Source organism: Streptosporangium sp. G12 (genome assembly GCF_052983175.1).
Window position 1 is genome coordinate 14,367 of the sequence record NZ_JBRIQO010000037.1, and the last position, 12,650, is coordinate 27,016.

The 12,650-nt window shown below is 70.9% G+C and carries 10 protein-coding genes and 1 pseudogene; 3 read left to right on the forward strand and 8 right to left on the reverse strand.

Annotated elements, in window-relative coordinates; genetic code table 11:
- Positions 1–67 precede the first annotated feature (67 nt).
- On the reverse strand, positions 68–664 hold the full coding sequence (locus ACVCAG_RS40100; RefSeq protein WP_440088294.1) for a MarR family transcriptional regulator: 597 nt from the start codon (positions 662–664) through the stop codon (positions 68–70).
- 56 nt (positions 665–720) lie between these two features.
- Here ACVCAG_RS40100 and ACVCAG_RS40105 point away from each other — a divergent pair, with 56 nt between their 5' ends.
- On the forward strand, positions 721–1,485 hold the full coding sequence (locus ACVCAG_RS40105; protein WP_440088293.1) for a trans-aconitate 2-methyltransferase: 765 nt from the start codon (positions 721–723) through the stop codon (positions 1,483–1,485).
- 48 nt (positions 1,486–1,533) lie between these two features.
- Here the strand turns inward: ACVCAG_RS40105 and ACVCAG_RS40110 are convergent, their stop codons facing one another.
- From ACVCAG_RS40110 to ACVCAG_RS40120, 3 genes are all read right to left on the reverse strand, one after another.
- Positions 1,534–2,229 carry an alpha/beta hydrolase gene (locus tag ACVCAG_RS40110; protein ID WP_447191366.1) on the reverse strand — a complete coding sequence of 232 codons (696 nt, stop codon included), beginning with the start codon at positions 2,227–2,229 and terminating at the stop codon, positions 1,534–1,536.
- 52 nt (positions 2,230–2,281) lie between these two features.
- Complete coding sequence (locus ACVCAG_RS40115) at positions 2,282–2,803, reverse strand: pyridoxamine 5'-phosphate oxidase family protein (RefSeq protein ID WP_440088291.1); 522 nt, start codon at positions 2,801–2,803, stop codon at positions 2,282–2,284.
- A 117-nt stretch (positions 2,804–2,920) separates the two neighbouring features.
- Positions 2,921–3,958 carry a sigma-70 family RNA polymerase sigma factor gene (locus ACVCAG_RS40120; protein ID WP_440088289.1) on the reverse strand — a complete coding sequence of 346 codons (1,038 nt, stop codon included), beginning with the start codon at positions 3,956–3,958 and terminating at the stop codon, positions 2,921–2,923.
- A gap of 507 nt (positions 3,959–4,465) precedes the next feature.
- Here ACVCAG_RS40120 and ACVCAG_RS40125 point away from each other — a divergent pair.
- Entirely contained in the window at positions 4,466–5,695 is a 1,230-nt protein-coding gene (locus tag ACVCAG_RS40125; RefSeq protein ID WP_447191367.1) for an MFS transporter, read from the forward strand.
- Positions 5,696–5,808: 113 nt separating this feature from the next.
- Complete coding sequence (locus ACVCAG_RS40130) at positions 5,809–7,287, forward strand: CHAD domain-containing protein (protein WP_440088287.1); 1,479 nt, start codon at positions 5,809–5,811, stop codon at positions 7,285–7,287.
- 6 nt (positions 7,288–7,293) lie between these two features.
- On the opposite strand, the gene ACVCAG_RS40135 is transcribed toward ACVCAG_RS40130, so the two are convergent.
- From ACVCAG_RS40135 to ACVCAG_RS40150, 4 genes and pseudogenes are all read right to left on the reverse strand, one after another.
- Positions 7,294–8,172, reverse strand: a complete 879-nt coding sequence (locus tag ACVCAG_RS40135) for an NUDIX hydrolase (RefSeq protein WP_447191368.1) — start codon at positions 8,170–8,172, stop codon at positions 7,294–7,296.
- Complete coding sequence (locus ACVCAG_RS40140) at positions 8,165–10,228, reverse strand: RNA degradosome polyphosphate kinase (RefSeq protein WP_440088284.1); 2,064 nt, start codon at positions 10,226–10,228, stop codon at positions 8,165–8,167. Before ACVCAG_RS40140 ends, ACVCAG_RS40135 begins: the two co-directional genes overlap by 8 nt.
- A 662-nt stretch (positions 10,229–10,890) precedes the next feature.
- Positions 10,891–11,517, reverse strand: a pseudogene (locus ACVCAG_RS40145) (TetR/AcrR family transcriptional regulator); the annotation flags it as partial.
- 41 nt (positions 11,518–11,558) lie between these two features.
- Entirely contained in the window at positions 11,559–12,500 is a 942-nt protein-coding gene (locus tag ACVCAG_RS40150) for a fatty acid desaturase (RefSeq protein ID WP_440088283.1), read from the reverse strand.
- Between the last annotated feature and the right edge of the window lie 150 nt (positions 12,501–12,650).

The following is a 12,650-nucleotide window of genomic DNA, read 5'->3' on the forward strand; positions in this document are numbered from 1 at the left end:
CGCGCTCCGGGTCCGTCCCGGAGCGCGGAAGGCCGAGGTTTGGATCTTCCTCGGAGGGCATGAAGGCTCAGCGCACTCCGGTGTCGGTGGCGTCGAAAGGGACGAGTAGCGTGCGCAGCAGGCCCGAAAGGGCCTGCTGTTCGCGTTTTCCCAGGCCGGACAGGAGATCGCGCTCGCGGCGCAGCAGGTCGGCGAAGGCGCCGTCCACGCGCGTCCGCCCGGCGTCGGTCAGCGAGACCAGGACGCCGCGCCGGTCCTCGGGGTCGGGGCGCCGCCTGACCAGCCCGGCCGCGGCCAGCCGGTCGATCCGGTTGGTCATCGTTCCCGAGGTCACCAGCGTCGCGCGGAGCAGGGCTCCCGGGCTCATCTCGTACGGCTCCCCGGCCCGGCGCAGGGCGGTGAGCACGTCGAACTCCCAGGTCTCCAGGCCGTGCTCGGCGAAGGAGGCCCGGCGGGCGCGGTCGAGGTGGCGGGCGAGGCGGGAGACCCGGCTGAGCACCTGGAGCGGCTCCACGTCGAGGTCGGGGCGTTCCTGGCGCCAGGCGGCGACCAGCAGGTCGACCTCGTCCCCGTCGGGTTCCCTGTCGAGCGCGCCGGCCGTGACGGTCTCGTCCTTCGCGGCGGACGGACGCCCGGACTCATGGTCCGCGTGGTGCAGGGTCATGCCGCGAGTCTATCTGTCTTGACATCGAGATATCTTGCCGGATATCAATTGTCTTGATGTCAAGAGATATGTGGGATCCGGTGATCTACGGCCGCTACGCCGACGAGCGCTCGCGGCCGTTCTTCGATCTTGTTTCCAGGATAGCCGCGGAGCGCCCCGGCCACGTGGTCGACGCGGGCTGCGGTACCGGCGAGCTGACCGCCGAGCTCGCCAGGCGGTGGCCCGGCGCCCGCGTCCACGGGTTCGACTCCTCACCCGCCATGATCGAGAAGGCCCCCGCGGGCGGCTCGCTGAGCTTCTCCGTCGACGACGTCACGCGGTGGCGCCCCGGGCACCCGGTCGACGTGATCGTGTCCAACGCCGTCCTGCAGTGGGTGCCCGAGCACCGCGAGCTGCTGCCGCGCTGGGTGGAGGCCCTCGCCCCCGGCGGCTGGCTCGCCTTCCAGGTCCCCGGCAACTTCGACGCCCCCAGCCACGCCCTGGTCCGCGAGCTGTGCCGGACGACGTGGCGCGACCGGCTGGGCGACCTGGTCCGCCCCTCACCGGTCGACGATCCGGCCGGGTATCTGGACCTGCTCACCGGCCTGGGCTGCCGGGTGGACGCGTGGGAGACCACCTACCTGCACGTCCTCCCCGGCGACGACGCCGTGCTCACCTGGATCACCGGCACCGCCCTGCGCCCCGTGCTCGACCGCCTGGATCCCGCCGAGGCCGTCGCCTTCCTCGCCGACTGCGCCGCCCTGCTCCGCGAGGCCTACCCGCGCGGGCCGCACGGCACGGTCTTCCCCTTCCGCAGGGTCTTCGCGGTCGCCCGGAGATGACCCGCGGCCCCGTGGCCGGCTCCCGCCGGTGGTCCGAACGCGACGGATTCAGGTCCCGGCGTGACCGTTCGTGACAGCCCGGTACGCCTCCAGCCGGTCGGCCAGCTCCCCGGGGCGGCTGAGCGCGACGCTGTGGCCTCCGCCGATCTCGTCGGGGACGGTTCCCAGCCGTTCCGCGACGACGCGGCGCATGAACTCGGCGGGGAAGAAGCGGTCGTCGCGGCACAGCAGGAATCTCGTCGGCACGGAGGGCCAGGCGTCGAGTGGCCACGGCTCGGCGAACGGGGTGGCGGACTGCCCGCGGCCTCTTCTCATCGCCTCCGCCGCGAGCTCGGGCGGGACATCGTGGAGGAACAGGGCGGTGTCGTCGTCCGGCGCCCGGCCGTCGCGTTCGTCCTGCTCGCGCCTCGCCGCCTCCCAGCCGGTGTTGGCCCACCAGGCGCCGGGCGGTTCGCCCGGTGACGGGACCATGGCCGTCAGCAGCACCAGGAGCCCGACCGGCACCCGCTCGCACACCAGCGGTGCGGTGAACCCGCCGAAGGACTGGGCGACCACGACGAGGTCGCCACGGTCACCGATGGCGTCGACCACCACGTCGGCGTACTCGGAGAGTCCGGCCGAGTCGTCGTCGCACGGCAGGTCGGGCGTAACCACGTCATGGCCGCGCGCCCGGAGCTCGGCGGCCAGAAGATGCCAGTACCAGGAGTCGGACGCGGCACCGGGGATCAGTACGTAGGTGGTCATGTCCGGCGGTCCTTCCGAGGGTGGAGCGGTGGGCGGGTGCCCGGACCGGCCGTCACAGCCGGCCCCGGCGCTCGAAGTCCTCCACGCCGGCGCCTCCGGGCAACCGGGTCGTGAAGTCGAGGACCCCGACCCAGGCCGGACGGACGGCGATGCGGGCCATCCTCGTACCGGGATGATCCACCGCCGCCACATTGGCGGCGCCCTGCTCGGCCCCGGCGTAACGGTGCTGGGCGAGCGCGTACTCCGGCACGATCCCGTCGACGTCGGTGACCGACGCCCGGCCGCGGACGAGGAGCACCTCGGGCGGCGTGGACGCGGCGTCGATGGTGATGGCGACGTCGGGCCTCGCCCGCAGGGCGGCGATCTTACGCGCTCCGGCGAACGTGGACATGACGACCTCGGTGCCCGTCCAGTGGAACAACATCGGAAACACGCGCGGGGTGCCGTCCGCCGCCACGTACGCCAGCCGCGCCAGCTCCTTCGAGGCGAGCAGGCGCCGCGCCACCTCGCTGTCCAGCAGGCGGACATCGCCCTGCGGCAGCGCCGTCATGTCTTCGCGACCGTCGATCACCATCAGGCTCGCTCCTCGTCGTTTCGACCACGCCTGTCGAGGTCGTACGTGTTGAGACGGTGAGGCGCCGGAAAAGGGGTCACCGCCCCGGCGGCGGCAGGGCGCGGGATCGGCCGGCGGTCAGGACAACGTCGGCGGCAGCCCGAACGCGGGAAACAGACGCGGCTCGAAGACGGTGATCTCGACGATCCTCCCGCCCGCGAGCCGCAGCACGTTGAGCACCTGGGGCCGGTACACGGAGTTTCCCGGCAGCCGGACGTATCCCGCCACCGCCGGCTGCCGGTTCGCCCGGGTGGGTACGCTCCGCCACTCTCCCCGGTACAGCGGCGAATCCGGCCCGAAGGCGTGTGCGGCGAAGGACTCGACCGCCTCGCGACCGGAGAACCAGAACGGGTGCGGAGGCATCGTCATCCGCACGTCCTCACTCAGCAGCTCCGCGAGAGCGGCCGTGTCGACCCGCTCGTGGGCGTCCATGAAGCGTCGCAGCAACTCCCGCTCCCGCGCGGTCGGAGCCGCCGGCGGTGACCATTCCAGCCGATGTTCCGGAAGGTGCGTCCTCAGGGTCGATCGCGCCCGCTTCAGGGCACTCTTGACCGAGTCGACACTCGTTCCGAGCAGCTCGGCGGTCTCCCCGGCGGGCCAGCCGAGCACGTCCCGCAGGATCAGTGCCGCCCGCTGCCCCGGGGGCAGGTGCTGGAGAGCGGCGAGGAACGCCAGCTCGATGGTCTCCTTGCTCACCACGGCGGCGTCCGGCTGCGTGTCGCCGGATGCCGCCGGCTCCAGCAGCCGATCCGGATACGGCTGCAACCACCGGATCTCGGCCGGCGGCGACACCGCGTACGGATCCTGTGCCTGTCGGGGCTCACGCGGGAGCGGATGGCGCGGGTGCCGGTCGAGGAAGTCGAGACACGCGTTCGTCGCGATCCGGTAGAGCCACGCACGGTAGGTGGAGCGGCCCTGGAAGGTCTCGCGTCCGCGCCACGCCCGCAGGAACGTCTCCTGCACCAGGTCCTCCGACTCCTCGAACGAGCCGAGCATCCGGTAGCAGTGCACCTGGAGTTCCCGCCGGTGGCGCTCGACGAGCTCGGTGAACGCCGGCTCGTCGCCCGCCCGCGCAGCGGCGACGAGCGCGCCGTCCCCGGCTCCGTCCTCGTCCAATGACCCGCCTCCCGAGTATCTCCGCGACACGCTCTCCCCATTAGGACGGATGAGCGGCGCGGAAAGTGTCAGCCCGAGCCCAGGCGACGGTCCAAGGCCGCGCGATACCAACCAGATTCTCACCGGAGCCGGAGCCGGAGCCGGAGCCGGAGCCGGAGCCGGAACCGGAGACGGGCACGGAGCACGCCCATCGGGTGGTCGAGCCTCTCTCCGGCACCGGCCGTCCCGCGAACCCGGTCCACGTCTTCGGCGGTCCACGAGCCGCGCGGTGGTGCGGGTGGCGTCGGGGGAGGGGGCCGTCGCGGTCGGAGGTGTTCACTCAGCGCTGTCGAAAAGCGGCTTGATCCGGTGGCGATCGGTGTGATTCGGTGTGATTCGGGCGGTGCGCGGACCGCCTACGGGGTGTCGGGGGAGTCGCGCGGGCACGCGCCCGGTCGCGGTGGCCCGGCGATCCATTGGACGGGTGTCAGGGGGCCGGTGGAGGAAGCGGCGGGGTCCGGACCGGAAGTGTCACGCCCTCTGTGGCGGGATCGTTCCTTCGGCATATTCTGGGGTGCGCAGACCCTTTCGGTGGCCGGTGACTCGTTCGCTCTCATCGCCGTTCCGCTGCTCATCCTGAACGTGACGGGATCCGTCGCGCAGATGGGCCTGCTGACCGGTGTCTCGGGCGCCGCCTCGGTCGTCGCCGGGGTGTTCGCCGGGGTTCTCGTCGACCGGTTCGACCGGCGTACGCTGCTCATCGTCTGCGATCTCGTCAGGCTCGTCCTGTACGCGCTGATCCCGCTGGTCTGGACGACCGGACCGCGGATCTGGCTGCTCTACGTGGTGCTGCCGCTGGCCGAGGCCGTCGGCATGGTCTTCCAGGTCACCTACGTGACCGCGGTGCGCAATCTCGTCGGCGGCGGACGCGTCACCGACGCCAACGGCAAGCTCTACGCGACCGCCGCGGCGGCGGGGATCCTCGGCCCGATGCTGGCCGGGGTGGTGGCCGGAAGGTTCGGCCTGACCGCCGCGATCGGCATCAACGCCGTGAGCTTCGCGGTGTCCGCGATCGGGGTCTGTCTGATCCGCGTCCCCCGGGACACCGGCGGCCCCGCGGCATCCGCCGTACGGGAGCGGCCGTGGCGCGAGATCCTGGCCGGGGCGGTGTTCCTGTGGCGCCATCCGGTGCTGCGCGTGCTGACCGTCCTGCTGTCGTTCTTCGTCTTCCTGACGCTCGGGTTGACCGACCTCGTGATCTACCGGCTCAAGGGCGATCTGGGGCAGCCCGACTCCGCCGTCGGGGTGGTCCTCGGCATCGCCGCGGTCGGCACGGTGATCGGCTCCCTCCTGGTCGCGCGCCTGCGCGCGCGTGTGGGCTTCGGCCCCGCCTGGATCGGCGCGCACGCCGTGGCCGGACTCGCGATCGTCGGTGCCGGATTCGCGGGCTCCGTCTGGGGGATGGCCGTCATCGTGGCCCTCTACCTCGGCTGCGTGAGCGTCGCGGGGATCTGCTCCATGTCCCTGCGCCAGCAGGTGACCCCGGACCACCTGCTCGGGCGGGTCACCTCGGCGTTCTGGACCATCCACTTCTCCATGGGCCCCATCGGCGCCGCCGCCCTCACCTGGGGCGCGGCCCGCTTCGGCGCCACCCCCGTCTTCGTCCTCGCGGGCGTCTGCTGCCTGCTGATCGCGGTGGCCGCCCTCTTCACCCCCGCACGCCTGCGGCACCCGGAGAACGTGATCCCCGCCCCGTGACCTGATCGGCCGGGGTTCGCGGACGTATGACTCGGGATTCCCGGACGTATAACAGGGCATCAATAAATACTGCGAAGACATGGTGCAAATCTGGGCAAATATGGGGATGAACTGTGGGAATAGAGATCGAGGACAAGTTCGACGTGCCGGTGGACTACCAGTTGCCGGACCTCACGGGCCTTCCCGGCTCGGCGGAGGTCGTGGGTCCGAAGACCCACCAGCTGGTCGCCCTTTACTTCGACACGCCCGATCTGAGACTCGCCGCGCGGGGGATCACCCTGCGCAGGCGCAGGGGCGGCACCGATCCGGGCTGGCACCTCAAACTTCCCAAGGCCAAGGGCGTCCGGCAGGAGATCACCCACCCGCTGACCCGGAGCGCCAAGATCGTCCCTGTCGAGCTGGCGGACCTGGTGCTCGCCTATACCCGGGGCGCCCCGCTCGCGCCCATCGCCGAGCTGGACACCCGCCGCGCCGTCACCACCCTGGTCAACGGCGCGGGGGTGGGGCTGGTCGAGATCGCCGACGACCGGGTCAAGGGCACCGTGTTCGGCGACGAACCCCACGTCGAGCGCTGGCGCGAGGTCGAGGCGGAGCTGCTCGAGGGCGACGAGAAGCTGCTGAGGAAGGTCGGCAGGCGGCTGGGCAAGGCCGGGGCCACCCCCGCCGACGCGGCCAGCAAGCTCGCGCGCCTGCTCGGCGGCGCCGGAGCGGTCCCGGAGCATCCGCGCGCCGAGACCGCTCCGGGGTCGGCGGGCGAGGTCGTCGTCGGCTACCTCGCCTCCCAGGCCGGCGCGCTGCTCGCGCAGGACCCCCGGGTCAGGAAGGCGGAGGAGGACGCCGTCCACCAGATGCGCGTCGCCGCCCGGCGGCTCCGCAGCGCGCTGAAGTCGTTCAGGACGGTCGTCGAGGGGACCGAGAACCTCCAGGAGGAGCTCAAGTGGCTCGGCACGGTCCTCGGCGAGGCACGTGACCTGGAGGTCGTCCGGGAGCGGTTCGCCCGCAGGCTCGACAGCCTGGACGACGAGCTGATCGTGGGCCCGGTCAGGGCGCGCCTCAGCTCCGACCTGCTGGACGACGAGCACGAGGCCCTCGACCGGATCAGGGACGCCCTCGGCGGGGAGCGCTACTTCGCCCTGCTCGACGCCCTCGACGACCTGACCGGCACCCCGGTGCTCACCAAGGCCGCCAGGAAGCCCGCCGACACCCTGGACACCGTCGCCGCCAAGAGCTGGCACCGGGTCACCAGGGCCTACGACACCGCCCAGGCCATCGAGAACGAGTCCGAGCGCGAGATCGCCATGCACGACGTGCGCAAGGCGGCCAAGCGGGCCCGCTACACCGCCGAGGTGCTCGGCATGAAGAAGCTGGCCACGCGGGCGGAGGACGTACAGGAGGTGCTGGGCACCCACATGGACGGCGTCGTCGCGCAGGAGCGGCTCGCGGCCGAGGCCGCGAACGCCCGCCTGGCCGGGGAGGACACGTTCACCTACGGCGTGCTGACCGGCGTGGAACGGGCCGGGGCCGCGCGCGCGTGGGAGGAGTTCCCCCGGGTCTGGGCGGAGACCACGGAGGCCGTCGCGAAGCTCCTCTGACGGGCGTCAGACCTCGTAGTCGTCCACGGCCACGACCTCGCCGCCCGCGTGGTGCAGCACCATGAACGCGCCCTTGGACAGCCGCGTGCCGCCCGCCCGCTCGTCGAGCCCGGCGATCAGCTCGGGCAGGACCTTGCCGTGGCTGCAGAGCGCCACGGGCCGGTTCGAGGCCATCGCCTCCGTGGCCAGGCCAAGGGAGGCCCCGGCGTCGTAGCCGCTCTCCGAGAGGACGGATTCGAGCCGGATCGGCAGGTCGGCCCGCTTCGCGTACGGCTCCAGGGTCTGCACGCACCGCCTGCTGGGGGAGCTGACCAGCTCCGTGGGGCGGAAGGCGCCCAGCACGCCCGCCAGTACCTCGGACTGCCCGCGCCCGCGCCCGTCGAGCGGCCGGTCGTCGTCGTCGCCCTCCCAGTCCTGCCGGTTGCCCGCCAGGCCGTGCCGTATCAGGACGAGCGGGGTGGTCGCCGGCGACGCCTCGCCGAGCGCGTCGAGCAGCCCGGCGTCCCACTCGTAGGTCAGGCGCCGCGCGGCCTCGTCCACCGGCAGCCAGATCACGCCGTCGACCTCGTGCGTGTCGGTACGGGGACCCTCGGCGACCATCCTGGCCAGCCAGTAGTCGACGCGCTTGGGCCGCCCGCCCTTCAGGTAGTGGCTCGACGGCAGCGACCGGCCGAACTCCGCGGTGATCCCCGCCTCCTCGGCCAGCTCGCGCAGCGCGCCCGCGACGGGGTGCTCACCGCGTTTCAGCTTCCCCTTGGGGAACGACCAGTCGTCGTACTTGGGCCGGTGGACGAGGGCGACCTCCGGCGCGTCCGGGGAGCCGCGCCAGACGACGGCCCCGGCCGCGTGGATCGTGTCGTCCCGGCGGGTGTCGCGCTCAGTCATCGATCGTTCTCCACCGGCGGGTGCCGATCAGGTAGGTCTGCAGGTCATCGCCGGGATGGCGGGTCCAGGTCCCGTCGGAGTTGAGCCACCAGGTCGCGGTGTCGTCCGACATGGCCCGGTCCAGCAGGTCGCTGAGGTAGTTGCGCTGCTGCTGGCTGGAGACCTTGACCAGCGCCTCCACCCGGCGTTCGATGTTACGGCGCATCATGTCGCCGCTGCCGATCCAGATCTCCGGGCGCCGGCCGTGGCCGAACTCGTAGATCCGCGAGTGTTCGAGGAACCGGCCCAGCACGCTCCTGACCCTGATGTTCTCCGACATCTCGGGGATGCCGGGACGGAGCGTGCAGACTCCCCGCACCCACAGGTCCACCGGTACGCCGGCCCGTGACGCCCGGTAGAGGGCGTCGATGATGGGCTCGTCGACCAGGGAGTTCGTCTTCATCCTGATCCTGGCCGGGCGGCCGGCCTCCTGGTGGGAGATCTCCCGCTCGATCCTGGCCAGCAGCCCGCCGCGCAGGGAGTGCGGGGCGACCAGCAGCCGCCGGTAGGCCGAGTGGTTGGAGTAGCCGGTCAGGTGGATGAACAGGTCCGTGACGTCCTCGCCGACCAGCCGGTCGGCGGTGAGCAGGCCGAGGTCCTCGTACAGCCTGGCGGTCTTGGGGTTGTAGTTCCCCGTGCCGATGTGGCAGTAGCTGCGCAGCTCGCCCGAGGACTCCTGGCGCACGACCAGGGCCAGCTTGCAGTGGGTCTTCAGTCCCACGACGCCGTAGACCACGTGGCATCCGGCCCGTTCCAGCTTGCGGGCCCAGGTGATGTTGGCGTGCTCGTCGAACCTGGCCTTGATCTCCACCACCACGACGACCTGCTTGCCGGCCTCGGCGGCGTCGATCAGCGCGTCCACGATGGGCGAGTCGCCGCTGGTGCGGTAGAGCGTCTGCTTGATGGCCAGTACGGCGGGGTCGGCCGCGGCCTGCTCGATGAACCGCTGCACGCTCGTGGAGAACGAGTCGTACGGGTGGTGCAGCAGCACGTCCCGCTCGCGCAGCACCGCGAAGATGTCGTCCTCGACGTGCACGACCTCCGCGGGCACGAACGGGCGGAAGCTCAGCTCGCCCCGGTCCAGGTCGGCGATCGCGTGCAGCCCGGTCAGGTCCAGCGGCCCGGGCAGCCGGTAGATCTCGTGTTCGGCCACTCCCAGCTCGTCCACCAGCAGGTCGAGCACCTCGGGGGTGATGGTCTCCTCGACCTCCAGCCGGACCGGGGGGCCGAAGCGGCGCTTGAGCAGCTCGCGCTCCAGCGCCTGCATGAGGTTCTCGGTGACGTCCTCGTCGACGTCGAGGTCCTCGTTGCGGGTCACCCGGAAGACGTGGTGCTCGACGACCTCCATGCCCTTGAACAGCTGCCCGAGGTGGGCGGCGATCACGTCCTCCAGCGGGACGAAGCGGTTCACGGACGCCGTGACGAAGCGGGGGAGCTGGCTGGGCACCTTGACCCTGGCGAAGACCGTGTTGCCGGTCGTGGGATTGCGGACGGTGACGGCCAGGTTCAGGGACAGGCCCGAGATGTACGGGAAGGGGTGGGCGGGGTCGACGGCCAGCGGCGTCAGCACCGGCCTGATCCGCTCCCTGAAGAGCTTGCGCATCTCGCCGCGCTCGTCGCGGCCCAGTTCGTCCCAGCGCACGATCTCGATGCCCTCGGCGCCCAGCTGCGGGCAGATCCGCTCGTAGAAGCAGGCCGACTGCCGCTGCGCGAGGTCGTTGGCGATCGCCGCGATCCTGGCGAGTTCCTCGCGGGGCTTCAGCCCGCTCTTCGTACGGAGCAGCAGTCCGGTGGCCATCCGCCGTTTCAGCCCGGCCACCCGGACGCGGAAGAACTCGTCGAGGTTGCTGGCGAAGATGGCCAGGAACCGCACCCGCTCCAGCAGAGGCAGGGACGAGTCCTCCGCCATCTCCAGAACTCGTTGGTTGAACTGGAGCCAGCTCTCCTCTCGGTTGAGGAAGCGCTCCTGGGGTAGTGGAAGCCCGTCGGGGGTGGGACGAACGAGTTCAGCGGACATATGACCAGAATGCCCGCTTTGGTTGAACGGAACGTTAATTTAGTCTCAACGAGCGCTGTTGCTTACTCACTTGGCTCAAGTTTTCCCTGCGCATCATCAACGAGTTTCGCGTGCTTGAGGGCGTCGCGCTCGGCGGTCTTGGCCTCCTTCAGGCGCGCCTTCTCCTGCTCCCTCAGCAACCGCTGCTGCTCCCGCTGCTCCCGCTCGCGCGCCTTGTCCAGCTCCCGCTGCTCGCGGAGCCGTGTCTTCTCCAGTTCCCTGGCCAGCTTCTCGGCCTCGCGCTGCTCGCGCTGCCGCAGCTTCTCCCGCTCCTTGAGCTCCCGCTCGCGCAGCTTCTCCTGGTTCCTCAGCTCCCGCTCACGCGCCTTCTCCAGCTCCCGGACCTCCTTCTCCGTCGGGGGCGGCGACGACTCGGGGCGCGGGAGCGAGTGTGATCCCGCCGGGGGCGGTTGCGGTTCCGTCTCCGCGGCGTACGGCGCTGTCCCCGCGGCGCGTAGCTCCGTTTCCCCGCCGCGTAACTCCGTTTCCGCGGTGCGTGGCTCCGTTTCCGCGGTTTCCCCGGTGCGTGGCCGCGGGCCGGACGGGTGGGGCTGCGGGCCGGGGCCGGAGGGGTGGGAGTCGGCCGGGCGCTGCGGCGGGTGGGCCAGCCGGTGCTCCAGGCCGCGCGAGGCGGCGGTCAGCCGGGGGTCGGGGTTCAGGCCGGTCAGGCCGTTCCAGGCCAGGTTGACCAGGTGGGCGGCGACCTCCTCGCGCGGCGGCCTGCGCACGTCCAGCCACCACTGACCGGTCAGCGCCACCATGCCGACCAGCATCTGGGCGTACATGGGAGCCAGCTTGGGGTCGTAGCCACGCTCGACGAACTCGTCGACCATGACGTCCTCGACCTGGCTGGCGATGTCGTTGATCAGGCTGGCGAACGTGCCGGTCCCCGAGGCGGCGTGCGAGTCACGGACGAGGATGCGGAAACCCTCGCTGTTCTCCTCCACGTAGGCCAGCAGGGCCAGGGCCGCCCGCTCCAGTTTGATCAGCGAGTGCGAGGCGGACAGCGCCTCGGTCACCAGGCCCAGCAGCTTCTGCATCTCCCGGTCGATGACGACCGCGTAGACGCCCTCCTTGCCACCGAAGTGCTCGTAGACCACCGGTTTGGAGACGTTGGCGGTCGCCGCGATCTCCTCCACCGAGGTGCCGTCGAACCCTTTCTCCGCGAAAAGGGTCCTGCTGATCTGGATCAGCTGTTCCCGGCGTTCCTTACCTGACATGCGCCGTCGGGGTTCGCTCACGGTTCTCATAATGGCGTCCCCTCGCTGTCCGACGGCACCCGAACCCCGGGTCAGGCGGCGATGCGCTTGGCGGCGAGGCGCTCGGGCGTCGGCCAGCGGACGTCGTACGCCCATCCGGCCTTCTCGAACCAGCGGATGACGCCCGCGCTGAGGTCGATCTGCCCCTTCAGCGCGCCGTGCCGGGCGCAGGTCGGGTCGGAGTGGTGCAGGTTGTGCCAGGACTCGCCGAAGGAGGGGATGGCCAGCCACCACACGTTGCGCGACTTGTCGCGCGACTCGAAGGCCTCCTCGCCGAAGACGTGGCAGATGGAGTTGATCGACCAGGTCACGTGGTGCAGCAGGCCGATCCGGACCAGCGTGCCCCAGAAGAAGCCGGTCGCCATGCCCCACCACGACCAGGTCAGCAGGCCGCCGAGCACGGCGGGCATGACCATCGTGGTGATCGCCAGCACCGGGAAGAGCTTGTGCAGCTTGATGATGTCCGGGTCCTTGACCAGGTCGGGCGCGTACTTCTCCCGGTTGGCCCGGTCGGCCTCGAACAGCCAGCCCATGTGCGCCCACAGCAGGCCCTTGGACACCGCCACGAAGCCCGTGCCGAAGCGCCACGGCGAGTGCGGGTCGCCCTCCTTGTCGGAGAACTTGTGGTGCTTGCGGTGGGTGGCGACCCAGTCGAGCACCGACATCTCCATGGAGAGGCTGCCCGCGACGCCCAGCGCGATCTTCAGCGGGCGCTTGGCCTTGAACGAGCCGTGGGTGAAGTGGCGGTGCAGGCCGACGGTGACGCCGAGCCCGGTGACCACGTAGAAGACGCCGGCGATGACGATGTCGGACCAGCCGAGTCCCCACCCCCAGGCGAACGGGACGGCAACCACCAGGGCGATCAGCGGGGCGCCGACCACCACCCCGAAGGTGATGATCTCGGGCAGGGTCTTCCGCTCGGGGTCGACGTCGGGTTTGGGGCCCTGAGCAGGGCGTTCTTCGATGAGGGTCATGCGCTACCTCGCGGTGGCTCGAAAGGGCCAAGGACTCGTGTGCGGCTACGCCACCGTAACCTACGCCATCGTAAGTTAGGAACACCTAAGAACTGAATGTCTGGAACATGACTCTTCGGGATTAAGGTCGTAGCGGGTCCATCACTTGTT

What these genes read in the sequence shown, in the direction of transcription:
- ACVCAG_RS40100 (WP_440088294.1), bottom strand. Translation starts at nt 664, where the DNA reads ATGACCCTGCACCACGCGGACCATGAGTCCGGGCGTCCGTCCGCCGCG.
- ACVCAG_RS40105 (WP_440088293.1), top strand. Translation starts at nt 721, where the DNA reads ATGTCAAGAGATATGTGGGATCCGGTGATCTACGGCCGCTACGCCGAC.
- ACVCAG_RS40110 (WP_447191366.1), bottom strand. Translation starts at nt 2,229, where the DNA reads ATGACCACCTACGTACTGATCCCCGGTGCCGCGTCCGACTCCTGGTAC.
- ACVCAG_RS40115 (WP_440088291.1), bottom strand. Translation starts at nt 2,803, where the DNA reads ATGGTGATCGACGGTCGCGAAGACATGACGGCGCTGCCGCAGGGCGAT.
- ACVCAG_RS40135 (WP_447191368.1), bottom strand. Translation starts at nt 8,172, where the DNA reads ATGACTGAGCGCGACACCCGCCGGGACGACACGATCCACGCGGCCGGG.
- ACVCAG_RS40140 (WP_440088284.1), bottom strand. Translation starts at nt 10,228, where the DNA reads ATGTCCGCTGAACTCGTTCGTCCCACCCCCGACGGGCTTCCACTACCC.
- ACVCAG_RS40150 (WP_440088283.1), bottom strand. Translation starts at nt 12,500, where the DNA reads ATGACCCTCATCGAAGAACGCCCTGCTCAGGGCCCCAAACCCGACGTC.